Annotated in this window: 15 protein-coding genes; 7 read left to right on the top strand and 8 right to left on the bottom strand. The window is 71.0% G+C overall.

Annotation, left to right across the window (positions count from 1 at the left end; all coding sequences use genetic code 11):
• Positions 1 to 42: 42 nt before the first annotated feature.
• Complete coding sequence (locus ABC138_RS15375; protein ID WP_345914236.1) at positions 43 to 2,409, bottom strand: bifunctional salicylyl-CoA 5-hydroxylase/oxidoreductase; 2,367 nt, start codon at positions 2,407 to 2,409, stop codon at positions 43 to 45.
• Positions 2,410 to 2,487: 78 nt separating this feature from the next.
• Between ABC138_RS15375 and ABC138_RS15370 the strand changes: the two genes are divergently transcribed.
• The 5 genes from ABC138_RS15370 to ABC138_RS15350 are packed head-to-tail and all read left to right on the top strand — an operon-like array spanning position 2,488 to position 6,578.
• Positions 2,488 to 3,678, top strand: coding sequence for an acyl-CoA dehydrogenase family protein (locus ABC138_RS15370; protein ID WP_068325680.1), 1,191 nt, complete (start codon positions 2,488 to 2,490; stop codon positions 3,676 to 3,678).
• A gap of 10 nt (positions 3,679 to 3,688) precedes the next feature.
• On the top strand, positions 3,689 to 4,516 hold the full coding sequence (locus ABC138_RS15365) for an enoyl-CoA hydratase family protein (protein ID WP_345914235.1): 828 nt from the start codon (positions 3,689 to 3,691) through the stop codon (positions 4,514 to 4,516).
• Positions 4,516 to 5,307 (top strand): SDR family NAD(P)-dependent oxidoreductase, encoded by a 792-nt coding sequence (locus ABC138_RS15360; RefSeq protein ID WP_345914234.1) that lies wholly within the window; start codon positions 4,516 to 4,518, stop codon positions 5,305 to 5,307. Before ABC138_RS15365 ends, ABC138_RS15360 begins: the two co-directional genes overlap by 1 nt.
• On the top strand, positions 5,304 to 5,717 hold the full coding sequence (locus ABC138_RS15355; protein ID WP_068325684.1) for a RidA family protein: 414 nt from the start codon (positions 5,304 to 5,306) through the stop codon (positions 5,715 to 5,717). The genes ABC138_RS15360 and ABC138_RS15355 overlap by 4 nt, the downstream gene beginning before the upstream one ends.
• Before the next feature lie 12 nt (positions 5,718 to 5,729).
• Positions 5,730 to 6,578 (top strand): PaaX family transcriptional regulator C-terminal domain-containing protein, encoded by an 849-nt coding sequence (locus ABC138_RS15350; RefSeq protein ID WP_338538569.1) that lies wholly within the window; start codon positions 5,730 to 5,732, stop codon positions 6,576 to 6,578.
• A 28-nt stretch (positions 6,579 to 6,606) separates the two neighbouring features.
• Here ABC138_RS15350 and ABC138_RS15345 read toward each other — a convergent pair whose 3' ends face one another.
• From ABC138_RS15345 to ABC138_RS15325, 5 genes are all read right to left on the bottom strand, one after another.
• Positions 6,607 to 7,152 (bottom strand): GNAT family N-acetyltransferase, encoded by a 546-nt coding sequence (locus ABC138_RS15345; protein WP_068325688.1) that lies wholly within the window; start codon positions 7,150 to 7,152, stop codon positions 6,607 to 6,609.
• Positions 7,149 to 8,645, bottom strand: coding sequence for a benzoyl-CoA 2,3-epoxidase subunit BoxB (boxB, locus tag ABC138_RS15340; RefSeq protein ID WP_345914233.1), 1,497 nt, complete (start codon positions 8,643 to 8,645; stop codon positions 7,149 to 7,151). Before boxB ends, ABC138_RS15345 begins: the two co-directional genes overlap by 4 nt.
• 120 nt (positions 8,646 to 8,765) lie before the next feature.
• The gene (gene paaZ / locus ABC138_RS15335; RefSeq protein WP_345914232.1) at positions 8,766 to 10,313 is read right to left on the bottom strand and encodes a phenylacetic acid degradation bifunctional protein PaaZ; all 1,548 of its coding nucleotides are present in this window, start codon (positions 10,311 to 10,313) and stop codon (positions 8,766 to 8,768) included.
• Positions 10,310 to 11,188, bottom strand: coding sequence for a 3-hydroxyacyl-CoA dehydrogenase family protein (locus ABC138_RS15330; protein WP_068325694.1), 879 nt, complete (start codon positions 11,186 to 11,188; stop codon positions 10,310 to 10,312). The genes paaZ and ABC138_RS15330 overlap by 4 nt, the downstream gene beginning before the upstream one ends.
• Complete coding sequence (locus tag ABC138_RS15325) at positions 11,185 to 11,895, bottom strand: SDR family oxidoreductase (RefSeq protein WP_338538572.1); 711 nt, start codon at positions 11,893 to 11,895, stop codon at positions 11,185 to 11,187. The genes ABC138_RS15330 and ABC138_RS15325 overlap by 4 nt, the downstream gene beginning before the upstream one ends.
• A 137-nt stretch (positions 11,896 to 12,032) precedes the next feature.
• On the opposite strand from ABC138_RS15325, the gene ABC138_RS15320 reads away from it, so the two are divergent.
• Both ABC138_RS15320 and ABC138_RS15315 read left to right on the top strand, forming a co-directional pair.
• Entirely contained in the window at positions 12,033 to 13,535 is a 1,503-nt protein-coding gene (locus ABC138_RS15320) for an aminopeptidase P family protein (RefSeq protein ID WP_345914231.1), read from the top strand.
• A gap of 58 nt (positions 13,536 to 13,593) precedes the next feature.
• Positions 13,594 to 14,691, top strand: coding sequence for a MaoC family dehydratase (locus ABC138_RS15315; protein ID WP_345914230.1), 1,098 nt, complete (start codon positions 13,594 to 13,596; stop codon positions 14,689 to 14,691).
• Between the two features lie 8 nt (positions 14,692 to 14,699).
• Here ABC138_RS15315 and ABC138_RS15310 read toward each other — a convergent pair whose 3' ends face one another.
• Both ABC138_RS15310 and ABC138_RS15305 read right to left on the bottom strand, forming a co-directional pair.
• Positions 14,700 to 15,758: a hypothetical protein gene (locus ABC138_RS15310; protein ID WP_345914229.1), complete on the bottom strand. Its 1,059-nt coding sequence runs from the start codon at positions 15,756 to 15,758 to the stop codon at positions 14,700 to 14,702.
• The gene (locus tag ABC138_RS15305; RefSeq protein ID WP_345914228.1) at positions 15,755 to 16,270 is read right to left on the bottom strand and encodes a SigE family RNA polymerase sigma factor; all 516 of its coding nucleotides are present in this window, start codon (positions 16,268 to 16,270) and stop codon (positions 15,755 to 15,757) included. Before ABC138_RS15305 ends, ABC138_RS15310 begins: the two co-directional genes overlap by 4 nt.
• Positions 16,271 to 16,464: the final 194 nt, after the last annotated feature.

Raw genomic sequence — 16,464 nt, 5'->3', positions numbered from 1 at the left:
CGCAGGGACGTGGCGAGATGCGTGTGGCTGCGCGACGGGAGGTCACGGTCGCCACCTGCGGTGGGCGGTCGCCGGACCGCCCTGCCTGACGAGCTCCAGACGGGGCTTCGGTCCGTCGGAGCGTCCGGTCTGCGGCTTGCGGCGGCCGGCCCGCCACGGGTCCGGCCAGCTCGCCCCCGGGCCGTCGTAGTCCTGCTCGACGGCCGCATGCAGGGTCCAGCTGGGGTCGTAGAGGTGCGCTCGGCCGATGGCGCACAGGTCGGTCCGCCCGGCCAGCACGAGCGAGTTGACGTCGTCCCACGACGAGATCACCCCGACGGCGATGGTGGGGATGTCCACTCGGTTGCGGATCGCGTCGGCGTAGGGGGTCTGGTACGAGCGGCCGAAGGCCGGCTTCTCAGCGGAGGTGACCTGGCCGGTGGAGACATCGATGGCTGCGGCGCCGGCGGCGGAGAAGGCCTCGGCAACGGCGATCGTGTCCTCGGTCGAGATCCCACCCTCGACCCAGTCGGTCGCCGAGATCCGCACCGTCATCGGCCGGTCCTCGGGCCATGTCTCGCGCATGGCGGTGAAGACCTCGAGGGGGAAGCGCAGCCGGCCGTGGACCTCGCCGCCGTACTCGTCGGTGCGCCGGTTGGTGTACGGCGACAGGAAACCGGAGAGCAGGTAGCCGTGCGCACAGTGCAGCTCCAGCAGATCGAAGCCGGCCTCGGCCCCGCGCCGGGCCGCCGAGACGAACTGCTGGCGGATCTCGTCCATACCCGCTCGGTCGAGCTCGCGCGGGACCTGGTTGCGGTCCGGGTCGTAGGCGAGCGGGGAGGCCGCGACGACGTCCCAGTTGCCGACGTCCAGCGGCTCGTCGATCCCTTCCCACATCAGCTTCGTCGACCCCTTGGCCCCCGAGTGCCCGAGCTGCAGGCCCACCTTCGTCGGCGTCTCTGCGTGGACGAAGTCGGTGATCCGGCGCCACCGGGCAGCCTGCGCGTCAGTCCACAAGCCGGTGCAGCCGGGGGTGATCCGCCCCTCCGGGGACACGCAGACCATCTCGGTCATGACCAGTCCCGCACCACCGAGCGCCTTGCCGGTGAGGTGCGCGAAGTGGAAGTCCGTCGGCATCCCGTCGACGGCCTTGTACATGTCCATCGGTGAGACGACGACGCGGTTGGGCAGCTCGAGCTCGCCCTTGCCCGGCCCGCCGAGCACGAAGGGCTGGAACATCGGCGGCCGGTGGTCCCCGCAGCCGTGGCCGCGCCGCTGCTCGTGCTCGGCGAACCACTCGTCCAGCCGCTGGACGAACTCCGGGTCACGCACCCGAAGGTTGTCGTGGGTGACCCGGCGGCTGCGGGTGAGGATGTTGAACGCGAACTGCAGCGGCTCCTGGTGGGTGTACTGCCCGAGGTTCTCGAACCACTCCAGGCTCGCCTGCGCTGCTCGTTGGGTCGACTGCACCACCGGCTTGCGCTCCGCCTCGTACGCCGTCAGGGCCGCGTCGAGGTCGGTCTGCTCGTGCAGGCAGGCCGCGAGGGCGAGCGCGTCCTCCATCGCCAGCTTGGTGCCGGACCCGATGGAGAAGTGAGCGGTGTGGGCGGCATCGCCGAGCAGGACGATGTTGCGATGGCGCCACTGCTCGTTGCGGATCGTGGTGAAGGTGATCCACTTGGAGTTGTTGGACATGACCTGATGACCCTCGAGCTCCTCGGCGAAGAGCTCGCGCACCCGTTCGATCGAGGCCAGGTCGGACTCGCCCGGCCCGAAGTCGCCGTGGCTGAACCCCGCCCGCTCCCACACCCGCGAGTTCATCTCCACGATGAACGTGCTGCCGGTGGCGTCGAAGGGGTAGCCGTGGATCTGCATCACCCCGTGGGGTGTCTGGCGGATGTAGAACTTGAAGGCGTCGAAGACCTTGTCGGTCGCCAACCACATGTACTTGCAGTCCCGCACGTCCCGTGACGGGCCGAACGTGTCCGAGTAACGTTCCCGGATCGGCGAGTTGAGTCCGTCGGCGGCCACCACGAGGTCGTGGGTGCGCGACAGCTCCTCGACGTCGGGGGCCGCGGTCTCGAAGTGGACGGCGACACCGACCGCGGCTGCGCGCGCCTGCATGATCTGCAGCAGCCGCTTGCGGGAGAGCGCCGCGAAGCCGTGCCCACCACTGGTGATGACCTCGTCGCGGTAGTGGACGTCGATGTCGTCCCAGAGCGCGAACTCGGCCTTCATCGCCTCGTGGATCGCCGGGTCGGCGTGCTCGATGCCACCCAGCGTCTCGTCGGAGAAGACCACGCCGAACCCGAAGGTGTCATCGGCGGCATTGCGCTCCCAGACGGTGATCTCGTGGTCCGGCCCCAGCTGCTTGGCCAGCAGGGCGAAGTAGAGCCCACCCGGCCCGCCACCGACGACAGCGATGCGCATGCGATGTCCCTTCGTGTGATCGGACTCAGTGTATTGGAACGTTGACGGTCGTTGTCAATGCGTTATAGCGTCGCCGTCATGACGTCTTTCGGTCTGACTGCTGATCAGCACGAGTACGCCGACCGCGTTCGCGACCTCGCGCGCACCCACTTCTCCGGCCGCGACCTCCGGCAGAGCCACGAGCCGGGCGAGCAGGGACATGTGGACCGACGACTGCTCCGCCGGCTCGGTGACCTCGGCCTCCTCCGCGGTCTCTTCGGAGGCGAGCCGGAGGAAGCCCCGCACGATGCGGCAGCGATGCAGCTGTGCGTCTTGCGCGAGACCCTCGCCGGCGTGGACACCGCGGCCGAGACCGCCCTCGCCCTGCAGGGGCTCGGCAGCTACCCGATCCTCCAGTCCGGCGCCCGCGAGACGGCCGAGCGTTGGCTCCCCGGTGTCATCACCGGCGAGGTGGTGGCCGGATTCGCCCTCTCCGAGCCGGGCGCAGGGTCCGATGCCGCGGCCCTTGCGCTGCGCGCCCAGCCGGATGGCGACGGCTGGCGGCTGTTCGGGGAGAAGACCTGGATCTCCAACGCGCCAGAGGCCGACGTCTACACCGTCTTCGCCCGGACCACCTCCGATGCAGGCGCCAGGGGGGTCACCGCCTTCGCGGTGTCGGGCGACGCCGAAGGTCTCGGGGGCGAGCACCTCGACCTGCTGACACCCCACGCGATCGGTCGGCTCACCTTCGACGGTGTCCGGGTGGAGCGTGCGGACGTGCTGGGCGAGGTCGACGCGGGCTTCCGGGTAGCCATGCGCACCCTCGACCTCTTCCGCCCGAGCGTCGGCGCCTTCGCCGTCGGCATGGCCCAGGCAGCGCTGGAGAGCGCAGTCCGCTGGTCGATCGAGCGTGAGGTCCACGGCGGCCCGCTGCACGAGCAGCAGGCGGTGTCCCACGCACTCGCTGAGATGGCCACGCAGGTCCAGGCCTCGCGACTGCTGGTCCGCGCGGCGGCCTCCGCCTACGACTCAGGGGCCCCCGCCGCGGATGTCACCAAGGCGGCCGCCATGGCCAAGCTGTACGCCACCGAATCCGCTCAGCGGGTCGTCGACCAGGCAGTGCAGCTGCACGGTGCCCGCGCCCTTCAGCGAGGCCATCTGCTGGAGCACCTCTACCGCGAGGTCCGCGCGCCCCGGATCTACGAAGGCGCCTCGGAGGTCCAACGCACCATCATCGGCCGAGCTCTCGTCCGAGAGGCTCGGACCACCCACACCGACGAGCGCCCATGAGGAGCACGCGATGACCCGATTCCGCGCATCAGCCGAGTTCACCCAGGAGTGGCGACACTTCCGCTTCGAGGTCGCCGACGGCGTCGCCACCGTGACCCTCGACCGTCCGGAGAAGATGAATGCGCTGACCTTCGAGAGCTACGCCGACCTGCGCGACCTGCTCCACGAGCTGCCCACCCGTGAGGACGTTTCGGTACTCGTCATCCGTGGCGAAGGGAGGGGCTTCTGCGGCGGCGGGGACGTCAACGAGATCATCGGCGAGCTCATCCAGATGGACGCCCGTGACCTGATCGGGTTCACGCGGATGACCGGCGACGTCATCAGGGCCATGCGAGAGTGCCCGATCCCGATCGTCGTCGGCGTCCAGGGCATCGCCGCCGGAGCGGGTGCGGTGCTGGCACTGGCCGCCGACTTCCGAGTCGTGGCCCGGTCGGGCAAGTTCGCCTTCCTGTTCACCAAGGTCGGACTCTCCGGAGGAGACATGGGCGCCGCCTACCTGCTCCCCCGGACCGTGGGCGCGGGCCGCGCCACCGAGCTGCTCATGCTGGGCGAGACCATCGATGCCGAGACCGCAGACCGGTACGGACTGGTCAGCCGGCTGGTCGAGGACCCCGAGCTCGACGACGCGGTCCAGGACCTGTCCCGACGCCTGGCCGACGGTCCGACGTTGGCCTACGCCGAGACCAAGTCGCTGATCACCCGGGAGCTCGACATGAGCCTCGCTGCGGCCGTCGAGCTCGATGCCTCGACGCAGGCACTGCTGATGACCACCCAGGACCACACCGAGTTCCACGCCGCCTTCAACGCACGTCGCCCCCCGCAGTGGACGGGACGCTGATGAGCGACGGCGCAGTCGAGACCACCACCAGGCCGCTCAGCGGCCGGGTCGCCCTGGTCACCGGGGCCAGCACGGGGATCGGCCTCGCGGCTGCCCAGCGGCTCTCTCGCGACGGGATGCGGGTCGCGCTGCTCGCCCGGAACGAAGCAGCCCTGACCCACGCCGCGGCCACCCTGCCCGGGGAATCGCTGGTCCTGCCCACCGACGTCACCGACAGCGAGCAGCTGGACGCGGCCTACCGGACCGTCGAGCAGACCTGGGGGCCGGTGGAGGTACTGGTGCTCAGCGCCGGCAACGGCATCGGCGCCCCCTTGGCCGAGACCACCGACGAGGACTGGCAGCGCATGCTCGACCTGAACCTCACCGCACCCTTCCGGTGCCTGCGGCGAGCGCTGCCCGGCATGCTCGAGCGCGGGTGGGGCCGGGTCGTCGTGGTCGCCTCGATCGCAGCCAAGGTCGGCGACAAGCAGGTCGCGGCCTACACCGCCAGCAAGCACGGTGTCCTCGGCCTCGTCCGGTCGGCCGCGGCCGAGCTCGCCAGCACCGGGGTGACGGTCAATGCGGTGTGCCCCGGCTACGTCGACACCCCGATGACCGACCAGTCGGTGGCCGACATCGCCGAGCGGAGCGCCCGGTCCCAGGAGGAGGTCCGGCGGCTGCTGGAGCGCAAGCAGCCGATCAGGCGGCTGGTGACGGCCCAGGAAGTCGCCGACGTCGTGGCGCTCTGCGTGGCCAACGGCGCGATCAACGCCCAAGGCATCAACGTCGACGGAGGAGCAGTCCAGTCATGAGTCCCGAGCGGATCAACCCATCCCACCTCGCGCCGGCCGCGGGGTTCTCCCACGCGGTCCGCGTGACCGGTGGGGCCACGGTCCACCTCGCCGGCCAGACCGCGCTCGACGCGGACGGGATGATCGTCGGCGACGACGTCGTGGAGCAGTTCGAGCGGGCCCTGACCAACCTCCTCGCCGCCCTGGAGGCCGCTGGCGGGACACCTGAGCACCTCGTGTCGATGACCGTCTACATCGTCGACATGGACGACTACAAGGCACGATCCCGTGACATCGGTCGGGTGTGGAAGCGTCTCGTGGGAGCCCACTACCCCGCGATGGCTGGCATCGGTGTGGCCCGACTCTGGGATGTCGAGGCGCTCGTGGAGGTGCAGGGCGTGGCCCAGCTGCCCGACCGATCCGGTGAGTAGGGGCTGGTGCAGGTGACGCGCACCCTCGGGACGAGTCCCCCACGCGCCCTGATCTTCACCCTCTACGGTCTCTACGCCCGAGAGACCGGCGGCTGGCTGAGCGTCCGGTCGTTGATCCAGCTGCTCGGTGAGGTGGGCGTCGACGGCCAGGCAGTCCGCTCGGCAGTCTCACGGCTGAAGCAGCGCGGCCTCCTGGTCCCCGAGAAGTGGGACGGTCTCGCGGGCTACACACTCTCCGAGCGGGCCCGCGACGTGTTGCTCGAAGGGGACCGGCGCATCTTCGCTCGGCCGCGAGCCGAGGGCGACCACCAGTGGCTCCTCGCAGTCTTCAGCGTGCCCGAGTCCGAGCGCGACCAGCGACACAAGCTGCGCAGCCTGCTGACCCAGCTGGGGTTCGGCACCGTCTCGGCAGGCGCGTGGATCGCGCCGGCTCACGTCGAGGGTCTCACCCGCGAGACCCTCGACGAGGCCGGCATGGCGGAGTACCTCGACCTCTTCCGGTCCGAGCACCTGGGCTTCCGCCCGTTGCCCGAGCAGGTGGCTCGCTGGTGGGACCTGGAGACCTTGAACCTGATGCACTCGGAGATCGTGGGGACGTACCGATCGACCCTGGATGCGTGGAGGGATTCGACCCAGGACGACGCCACGGCCTTCGTCGACTACGTCGGGCTGCTCACCAGCTGGCGCAGACTCCCGTACCTCGATCCGGGACTTCCGAGAGACCTGCTACCCGATGACTGGCGTGGGGTCGAAGCCGCCGACATCTTCTTCGAGCTGCGCGACCGGATAGCGCTGCCCGCTCGCCGACATGCCGCGACGAAGGCTCCCGAGGTGACCTTCGACCCGCAGGTGCGCGGGTGATCGACACCTGCGCTCGTACTGCGCCGTCTCAGTAGCGGTGCTTCTCCACGTCGACGTAGTCGCCGCTCTCCTCCTCACCCTGCGAACGCGAGTCGGCCGGCGGCGCCGTCGTGGCCGGCACGGACCGTGGCGCGGCCGTGGCCTCCTCCTCCACGGCACCGACCCGCTTGCGCAGCGACGCGTCGCCCTCGTTGCCGCGGTAGCCGCGGACGAGGAGCCAGTCGTGCACGTCGTCGCGCTGCGGGTGGGCGTCGGGGACGGTGTTGTAGACGTAGTTGATCCCGCGCGAGCGGGCCTCCTGCTCGAGGTGCTCCATGACCCAGGAGCCGACGCCCTGCCCCTGGCGTGCGGCGTCGACGGCCAGGGTGATCTCGGCGTCACCGCCCCACGTGGTGTCCAGGACGCCCAGGCCGACGACCTCGGCGCCGTCCCGGGCGACGAACCAGTCGCCCGGGAGCTCGGCCCCGTCCGCGAAGTCGAGGACGAGGGCACCGTCCGGGGCGGAGGCGGCGATGCGCGCCTTGTCCGCGTCCCAGACGGGTCGGGCCTCGTGCTCCCAGGTCAGAGAGGTCACGACAGGCCTTCCTCGCGCAGTCCCTGCTCGTAGAGGTGGACGTAGTCGTACTCGACCGGCTGGCCGTTGATGCCCGTCGGGGGCTCGGCGATCCAGCTGGCGAACTTGCCGAGCTCGTACTCCGGGACCATGAGGCCGGCGACCTTGGCGCGGTCCTCCTCGCTCGGGATCCACTCGTCCTTGCGGGCCTCCCACGTCGCGTCGTCCAGCACCTCGCCGTCGGGGCTCACGTGGTGACCGGCGTAGACGCCGACCTGGCGGTGGAAGCCCTCGTGCGGCAGATACAGGCGCTCGTCCAGACCGGCGTCCTCGAGCGCCTGGTTCCACCGGTTGACGCCGTTGGCGCAGTCGGCGACGTACTCGTCGCGCAGGTCGAGGTTGAGCGCCGAGATCATCGGGACCGTCTTGGTGCGGATCTCGCCGTCCTCGACGTAGGACATCTCCCGCTCGCCGTCGAGCAGCGTGTGGTCGTCCTTGCGGCGGGTCTCCTGCCAGCGGCCCTTGAGGCCGGAGGTGTAGTAGTTGCCCGCGTTGGTCGACTGCTCCGACCCGAAGAGGTCCATGGAGACGGAGAACTGGAAGTTCAGGTACTTCTGGATGACGCTCAGCGGGATGACGCCGTGCTCCCACACGTCGTCGGTGCCGTGCTTGGCCATCTCCTCGGCGGTGCGCTCCACCGTGCGCTGCACGCCGGTGGTGCCGACGAACATGTGGTGGGCCTCCTCCTTGAGCATGAACTCGCAGGTGCGGGCCAGCGGGTCGAAGCCGCTCTCCTTGAGGGTGCCGAGCTGGTACTTGCCGTCCCGGTCGGTGAAGTACGTGAACATGAAGAACTGCAGCCAGTCGGTGGTCTCCTCGTTGAAGGCACCGAGGATGCGCGGGTTGTCGTAGTCACCCGAGTTGCGCTTGAGGAGCTGCTCGGCCTCCTCGCGTCCCTCACGACCGAAGTACGCGTGGAGCAGGTAGACCATCGCCCAGAGGTGACGGCCCTCCTCGACGTTGACCTGGAAGAGGTTGCGCATGTCGTAGATCGAGGGCGCCGTGTTGGCGAGGACCCGCTGCTGCTCGACGGAGGCCGGCTCGGTGTCGCCCTGGATGACGATGAGGCGCATCAGGTCGGCCCGGTACTCACCGGGGACCTCCTGCCAGGCCTTCTCCCCCTTGTGCTTGCCGAAGTTGACCGTGCGGTCCGGGTCGCCCTCGGCGAGGAAGATGCCCCACCGGTACTCCTCCATCGGCACGTGCTCGAAGTGCGCCCAGCCGTCGCGGCCGACCGCGACCGCGGTGCGCAGGTAGACGTCCTTGGTCGGCAGCTCGGGGCCGAGGTTGCGCCACCAGTCGAGGAACTTCGGCTGCCAGCCCTCGAGCGCGCGCTGCAGGCGACGGTTGTCGTTGAGGTTGACGTTGTTGGGGATCCGCTGGCTGTAGTCGATCGGGCTCGTCGGCCCCGAGGGGTCGGGAGCGGAGCCGATGCGGTCGTCGGTGGTCGTCATGCCATCTCCTTGGGTCGCGTCACTGCGAGGTCACTTATGTTCTACAGGCTATCTGTCGGTACGACAAGAGTTTGTCGAACGTTTTTCGCCGAGCGGGGGACGAAGGGGGTCCCCCGCGCCTCAGCCGAGCCGGCCCAGGACGGCCGGGCTGCCCTGCACGGCGGTGCGCTGCAGGTGGGCGTGGACGGCGCGCAGGCCGCCCTCCTCCTGGCCGCCGCCGGCGCGGCCGGGACCGCCGTGGACGAGCTGCGGCATGGGCGTGCCGTGGCCGGTGGACTCCGGGGCGCTGTCGCGGTCGAGCACCAGGACGCGGCCGTGGAAGGGGGCCGCACCGGTGACCACCTGGGTCACGAAGTCGGCGTCGGCCGACACGACGGAGCCGGCGAGGCTCCCTTCGCCCCGGGCGAGCAGCGCGACGGCGTGCTCGGGGTCGCGGTAACCCATGAGCGCGCTGACCGGGCCGAAGGCCTCGACCTCGTGCGGCTCGCTGCGGTCGGCGTCGTCCACCCGCACGAGGACGGGCGACATGAAGGCCCCCCGCTCGGCGTCGGCGCCGATGACGTCGACGCGGTCGACGTCGCCGAAGACGACGGTGCCGGCCCCGGCGATGCGACGGGCGGCATCGCGCACGTCGTCACGCTGGGCGGTGCCGACGAGCGCGCCCATCCGGACGCCCTCTGCACCGGGCGCACCGATGCCGATGCCGCCCAGCCGCTGCGCGACGGCCTCCGCGACGGCGTCGACCCGCTCGGCGGGGACGAGGGCGCGGCGGATGGCCGTGCACTTCTGCCCCGCCTTGACCGTCATCTCGGTGACGAGCGCCTTGACGAAGAGGTCGAACTCCGGCTCGCCCGGCGCCGCGTCGGGGCCGAGGACGGAGGCGTTGAGGCTGTCGGCCTCGGCGTTGAAGTGCGCGGAGCGACGCGTCACCGCGGCATCCGCGCGCAGGCTCGCGGCCGTGTCGGCGGAGCCGGTGAAGCCGATGTGGTCCTGGCCGCCGAGCTCGTCGAAGAGCCCGGGGATCGAGCCGGCGACGACCTGCAGCGCCCCCTCGGGCAGCGCCCCGGACTCGACCATCATCCGCACCGCCTCGACGGCGATGTAGGCCGTCGGCGTCGCGGGCTTGACGATCGTCGGCACGCCGGCGAGGAGTGCGGGCGCCAGCTTCTCGAGCATGCCCCACACCGGGAAGTTGAAGGCGTTGATCTGCAGCGAGATCCCGTGCGGGCTCGTCAGCACGTGCCGCCCGCCGAAGACGCCCTCCTTGCCGAGCTGGATGAAGTCGTCCTCGACGATGACGGTGCCCTCCGGCAGCCCCTTGCGGCCCAGCGAGGAGTAGACCATCGCGGTACCGATGCCGCCGTCGACGTCGACGGCCGCGTCGCGGGTCGTGCAGCCGGCGCGGGCGGACAGCTCGTAGAGCCGGTCCTTGCCCTCCTGCACCGCGGCCGCGGCGGCCTTGAGCGCGGCGGCCCGCTCGTGGAAGGTCATCGCACGCAGGGCGGGCCCCCCCTTCGTCCTGGCGTGGGCCACGGCGGCGCCGAGGTCGATGCCCTCGCTCGTCACCCGGGTGACGGTCTCGCCGGTCACGGCGTCACGGACCTCGCGGCCCTCACCGCTGCCGGCGACCCATCGGCCGGCGACATGGCTCTGCAGGGTCTCGCTCATGCTGTCTGCTCCTTGGGGTCGTTCCAGTCGTAGAAGCCGCGTCCGGTCTTGCGGCCGTGGTGGCCCTGCTCGACGAGGTCGATGAGCAGCTGCGGCGGGGCGAATCGGGGACCGAGCTCGCGCTCGAGGTAGCGGGCGATGCCCAGACGCACGTCGAGGCCGACGAGGTCGGTGAGGCGAAGGGGGCCCATCGGGTGGCCGTAGCCGAGCGACATGGCCGCGTCGATGTCCTCCGCCGACGCGACGCCGGCCTCGAGCATGCGGATCGCCTCGAGGCCGATCGCGACACCGAGACGGCTGCTGGCGAAACCCGGCGAGTCCGCGACGACGACCGGCGTCTTGCCCAGGCCCTCGCGCACCCACTCGACCGCCCGCTCGCGCCAGACCTCGTCGGTCGCCGTCGCGATGACGATCTCGACGAGACGGCTCGCGGGCACGGGGTTGAAGAAGTGCAGCCCGAGGAGTCGCTCGGGGTGGCGCAGGGAGGTCGCCAGCGCGTCGAGCGAGATGCTCGAGGTGTTGGTGGCCAGCGCCGCGTCGTCGGCGATGACCGCCTCGACGCGCTGGAGGGTGTCGCGCTTGAGCTGCTCGTCCTCGGGGACGGCCTCGATGACGAGGCCGCATCCGGCGAGGTCGGCGGCATCGGTCGTCGTCGTGAGGCGCCCCATGGGCTCGGCCGCGTCGGCGATCTTGCCCCGCTCGACGCTCTTGTCGCAGGAGCGCTGGACCCGCGCCACCGCCCCCTGCGCCGCCGCGTCGTCGCGCTCGAGCAGGACGACCTCGCTGCCGGCGAGCAGCAGCCCGTGGACGATGCCGGCGCCCATCTGGCCACCGCCCACCACCCCGGTCCGGTCGGGGATGTGTCCGTCGGTCATGCCAGGCCTCCCGTGGCGTCGATGATGTCGCCGGTGATCCACCCGGCGTCCGGGGAGAGCAGGAGCGCGATCGCCCCCGCGATGTCCTCGGGGGTGCCGAGACGGCGCATCGCGTTGCTCGCGGCCATCGCGTCGATGGCCTTGTCACTCGTGATCGAGCGCAGGTACTCGGTGTCGGTGGCGCCGGGGCGCACGACGTTGACCGTCACCCCGCGCCTGGCGACCTCCTTCGCGGCGACCCGGCTCGCGGCCTCGAGCCCCGCCTTGGCCGCGGCGTAGGTGCTCTGCCGTGCCGGGGCGACCCGGGCGGCGGCGCTGGAGACCATGACGATGCGTCCGCCGTCGGCCACCCGGGCGGTCGCCTCGCGCAGGACGAGGAGGGCGGAGACGAGGTTGAGGGAGAGCGAGGCGTCGATCTGCTCGCGGGTCAGCTCGGTGATCCGCGGGTAGTCCCAGCCGCCGACGCAGTCGACGACGACGGTGAGCTCACCACGCTCCTGCGCCGCGTCGAAGGCGGCGACCACACCCTCCTCGGTCGTCGCATCGGCTGCGATCGAGCGCACCCGCTCCCCCAGCTCCGCGACGAGCGCGTCCGCGCGCTCGGGGTGGCCGTGGTGGGTGATCGTCACGTCGTGGTCGGCCGCGAGGCGGCGGGTCACGGCGGCGCCGATCCCGCCGGCTCCGCCCAGCACCAGGGCAGTGGTCATCGTCGACTCCCTTCGTCGTCGACCAACATGCCACACATCGATGTCGTGACGCTAGTAGTCATGTAGAACTTCTGCGGGCGAAGGGGGCGCGCCCCGTCCCCTTCGTCCTGCGTGGCGCGTGGTGAGACGATGTCCCGATGAGCGAGGAGCAGCAGCAGGCAGAGAACCGCAAGCGGCCGACGACGGACGAGTTCCGGGCCTTCGTCGCCGAGGACTGGGCGCCGCGCTCGCAGGACCGGGCCGGGCTGACCGAGGCCGCTGCCCGCGCGGCCGTGCGTCGCGAGGCCGTCTCCGCCGCCCACCGCGGCGAGCGCCTCGTCATCCCCGCGGGCGGGCTCAAGGTCCGCAGCAACGACAGCGACTACGTCTTCCGGCCGCACTCCGCCTTCGCCCACCTCACCGGGCTGGGTGCCGACCGCGAGCCCGACGCCGTCCTGGTCATGGAGCCCCTCGGGGGGCCCGACGACGACGCCGGCCACGAGTCGGTCCTCTACTTCCGTCCGCTCGCGCCCCGCGACTCCGACGAGTTCTTCGCCGACAGCCGCTACGGCGAGTTCTGGGTCGGCGCGCGCCCCTCGATCGAGGACGTCGAGGACGAGCTCGGCCTCACCGGTCGCCACGTCGACCAGCTCGAGGACGCCGTCGGCAAGGACGCCGGGCAGGTCACCGTCCGCCTCGTCCGCGACGCCGATCGCGACCTGACCGCCCGCCTCGACACCGTGCGCACCCAGGGCGGTGCGGAGCAGGAGACGCTCGCCGAGGGCGACGCCGCCCTCGCCCACGCGCTGTCGCACCTGCGCATGGTCAAGGACGACTGGGAGATCGAGCAGATGCAGGCCGCGGTCGACGCGACCCGCGTCGGCTTCGAGGCCGTGATCCGTGAGCTGCCGACGCTCGCCGAGCGGGGGCGCGGGGAGCGGTGGGTCGAGGGGATGTTCGGCCTGCACGCCCGCCACCAGGGTAACGGGGTCGGCTACGACTCGATCTGCGCCGCCGGTGACCACGCCAACACGCTCCACTGGATCAAGAACGACGGCGACGTCCGGGACGGCGACCTCCTGCTCCTCGATGCCGGCGTCGAGATGGACTCGCTCTTCACCGCCGACATCACCCGCACGCTGCCGGTGAGCGGCACCTTCACCGACGCCCAGCGCGAGATCCACGAGGCCGTCGTCGTGGCCCAGGCGGCCGGCATCGCGGCGGTCCGGCCCGGCGCGAAGTTCTCCGACATCCACGCCGCGTCCATCCGCGTCATCGCCGAGCACCTGCACGCGTGGGGCCTGCTCCCCGAGGGTGTCTCCGTCGAGGACACCCTCGACACCGAGCACGGCCAGTACCACCGCCGGTGGATGGTCCACGGCACGAGCCACCACCTCGGCATCGACGTCCACGACTGCGCGCTCGCCACCCGCGAGGAGTACTCGGACGCCGAGCTGCTGCCCGGCATGGTCCTGACCGTCGAGCCCGGCCTCTACTTCAAGGCCGACGACCTCAAGGTCCCCGAGCGCTTCCGGGGCATCGGCGTGCGCCTCGAGGACGATGTCGTCGTCACGCCGGACGGCCACCTGAACCTCTCCGGTGGCTGGCCGCACGCCGCCGACGAGATCGAGGCCTGGATCAAGGACGTCCAGGCCCGCTGAGTGGTGTGGCCGGGCCAACAGCCGGACCGGCCGTCGCGGCCCGGGACGAAGGGGGAGGATGACCGCAGCATCCCCCTTCGTCGACCGAAAGGCCCCGATCATGTCCACCAAGACGGTCCCCGGCAACTACTTCGAGGACTTCTCGATCGGTCAGCAGATCCGGCACGCCACGCCGCGGACGGTGACCGACGGCGACATCGCGCTGTACACAGGTCTCTACGGCTCGCGCTTCGCGGCGACGAGCGCGTCGACCTTCGCGAAGTCGATGGGCTTCGAGCGGATGCCCGTGGACAGCCTGCTCGCCTTCCACCTCGTCTTCGGCAAGTCTGTCCCCGACATCTCGCTCAACGCCGTGGCCAACCTCGGCTACGCGGGCGGGCGCTTCGGGGCGCCGCTGCACGTCGGTGACACGGTGACGACGACCTCGACGGTCATCGGGCTCAAGGAGAACTCGAACGGCAGGACGGGCGTCGTCTACGTCAACTCCGTCGGCGTCAATCAGCACGACGAGATGGTCGTCGACTACGTCCGCTGGGTCATGGTCCACAAGCAGGACCCGTCCTCCCCCGCCCCCGAGGCCGTCGTCCCCGACCTGCCGGGTGCGGTCGCGGCGGAGGACCTGCTCGTCCCCTTCGACCTCACCGGGCGCGACTACGACGTCGAGCTGGCGGGCTCCCCCTTCGTCTGGGACGACTACGAGGTCGGCGAGCGGATCGACCACATCGACGGCATGACCATCGAGGAGTCGGACCACATGCTCGCGACGCGGCTGTACCAGAACACCGCGAAGGTCCACTTCAACCAGCACGCCCAGTCCGCGTCCAGGATCGGGCGCCGGCTCGTCTACGGCGGCCACATCATCAGCCTCGCCCGCGGCCTGTCCTTCAACGGCCTGGCCAACGGGCAGATGATCGCCGCGATCAACGCCGGCGCGCACGCCAACCCGACCTTCGCCGGCGACACGGTCTACGCCTGGTCCGAGGTCCTCGAGCGCATCGAGATCCCCGGCCGCACCGACGTCGGCGCGCTGCGCCTGCGCACCGTCGCGACCAAGGACACCCCGTGCGCGGACTTCCCGTACAAGGGCGAGGACGGCAAATACTTGCCCGAGGTCGTGCTCGACCTCGACTACACGGTGCTCATGCCGCGTCGCTGAGCCCGGTCTCAGTCGATGTCGATGCCGAGGATCGTCGCCAGCTCTGGAGTCAGCTGCGCCCCGATGCCTTGGGTGTACAGGCTGGTGTGGCACCCCGGATCGACCATGATCTGGAGATCCGGCCCGGCTGTGTACCGGAGGATGACCCGCTGCTCGTCCCCGGAGAACCCGCAAACAGCGCTGCCAGGTGGCACCGGCCTTGCCCCGGCGTCGGTGACCGCGCTGATCGGCGCCGCGCGCAGCGCGGTCACGAGTGCAGGTAGGTCCTGCACAGCTCGAGGGGTGCCGCCCCCCGGCCACGGGCAGATCACCGCGCCGACGGGGTCGCCCGGGACGAGCTCGTCGGCCGCGCCCCGCCTCATCGGCAACCGCCCATCGCACCCGGTGACCGTCATGCCCGGCCACGTGGAGTCGTCGTAGGCCTTCATGATCTCTGGATTCACGGGGTCGAAGCTCTCGACGCCGATCTTCCCCAGCCGTGCGGTGTCCCAACACCGGCCGTCCTTGGTCACCAGCCAGGCAGATCCCCCCTCGTAGTCGACCCTGACGAGGTGCGACCCGGAGGAGCCTCGGGTGAGACAACCCGTCGGGGCCGCACCCAGCCTCGGAGAAACCTCACGCAGGTCGGCGACCATCGCCTCCAGATCGCCGCCCAGCGCGCGCTGCCCCGCCAAGGCCTCGCCCCGGTATGGGCTGTCATATCGGCACACCGTCACCGCGACGACGTCCCCCTCCGGCACGAGCCGGCCCGTCCCCGCTTTGACCGTCGACGGCAGCATCCGCGCCACCTGCTCCGCGTCCGCGCCCTGCGGAAGCTTCTGCGGGCACGCCGGCCGGTCGAGCTCCGTCGCAGGAGCGGTCGACGCCCCTCCGGTGCCGGCGATGGCCGCCCAGCCCAGGGGCACCGCGACGGTGACAGCAGCCGCGGCGGCCACGCCCACCAGGCGCTGTCGCCGACGGCGCTGCACGCGCGCCCGCACCCCGGCGAAGGCGACCGGCTCGTCGCGGTGGGAGGGCCCCCCTTCGCCCCATCGGCGCAGCCGCTCCTCCAGCTCGTGCTCGCTCATCGCGCGACCTCCTCGTCGTCGTGGGCCGGTCGTCCCTCGTCGTCGAGGAGCACGCGCAGCGCGGCCAGGCCCTTGGCCGACTGGCTCTTGACGGTGCCGGGCGCGATCCCGCACAGGGCCGCGACCTCGTCGACGGAGCGGTCCTCGACGTAGCGCAGCACGACGACCTGGCGCTGCCCGACCGGCAGGTGCTGCAGCGCGCGACCCAGCAGGTCCCGGTCGGCGACGGCTTCCTCGCCACCGGGCGAACCGGCGTCCGGGAGGACCTCGGTCGGCACCTCGCCGCGCCATCGGCGCTGCCACCACGACGCCTGCAGCCGCACCATCGTCGTGCGCACGTAGGCCTCGGGCGAGCGGTCGCGGATCTGCTCCCACTTCGGCCAGCACCGCGCCAACGCCGCCTGGACGAGGTCGTGGGCCAGGTGCTCGTCGCCGGTGAGACGACGCGCCGTGCGCAGCAGCGAGGGCGAGCTCGCCTCGACGAACTCGCGCAGACCCTCTGGCTCGCGCACGTCGGTCACCTCCTCCACGAGGTATACCGGTTGGGCCGACGGTTCGGTTGCCGCGGCCGCACCACCACATGCGTGGCGCGGCCCAGGTCAGGTCCACAGACCCCGCGATCGCAGGTTGTTGTCCACACGGCGTGTCAGTCTCGTGTGACGCACGTCATCGAACGTATGATCGAATCATGACAGCGACGCCGCTG

The organism is Janibacter sp. LM, assembly GCF_039631275.1.
Taxonomy (GTDB): domain Bacteria; phylum Actinomycetota; class Actinomycetes; order Actinomycetales; family Dermatophilaceae; genus Janibacter; species Janibacter terrae.
Note: the sequence above shows the minus strand (reverse complement) of the source record. Positions and strands in the feature narration are given on the sequence as shown.

Excerpts from the sequence above, each read along its gene's own strand:
- ABC138_RS15375 (WP_345914236.1), bottom strand. The coding sequence starts at position 2,409 with ATGCGCATCGCTGTCGTCGGTGGCGGGCCGGGTGGGCTCTACTTCGCC.
- ABC138_RS15370 (WP_068325680.1), top strand. The coding sequence starts at position 2,488 with ATGACGTCTTTCGGTCTGACTGCTGATCAGCACGAGTACGCCGACCGC.
- ABC138_RS15365 (WP_345914235.1), top strand. The coding sequence starts at position 3,689 with ATGACCCGATTCCGCGCATCAGCCGAGTTCACCCAGGAGTGGCGACAC.
- ABC138_RS15360 (WP_345914234.1), top strand. The coding sequence starts at position 4,516 with ATGAGCGACGGCGCAGTCGAGACCACCACCAGGCCGCTCAGCGGCCGG.
- ABC138_RS15355 (WP_068325684.1), top strand. The coding sequence starts at position 5,304 with ATGAGTCCCGAGCGGATCAACCCATCCCACCTCGCGCCGGCCGCGGGG.
- boxB (WP_345914233.1), bottom strand. The coding sequence starts at position 8,645 with ATGACGACCACCGACGACCGCATCGGCTCCGCTCCCGACCCCTCGGGG.
- paaZ (WP_345914232.1), bottom strand. The coding sequence starts at position 10,313 with ATGAGCGAGACCCTGCAGAGCCATGTCGCCGGCCGATGGGTCGCCGGC.
- ABC138_RS15330 (WP_068325694.1), bottom strand. The coding sequence starts at position 11,188 with ATGACCGACGGACACATCCCCGACCGGACCGGGGTGGTGGGCGGTGGC.
- ABC138_RS15325 (WP_338538572.1), bottom strand. The coding sequence starts at position 11,895 with ATGACCACTGCCCTGGTGCTGGGCGGAGCCGGCGGGATCGGCGCCGCC.
- ABC138_RS15320 (WP_345914231.1), top strand. The coding sequence starts at position 12,033 with ATGAGCGAGGAGCAGCAGCAGGCAGAGAACCGCAAGCGGCCGACGACG.
- ABC138_RS15315 (WP_345914230.1), top strand. The coding sequence starts at position 13,594 with ATGACCGCAGCATCCCCCTTCGTCGACCGAAAGGCCCCGATCATGTCC.
- ABC138_RS15310 (WP_345914229.1), bottom strand. The coding sequence starts at position 15,758 with ATGAGCGAGCACGAGCTGGAGGAGCGGCTGCGCCGATGGGGCGAAGGG.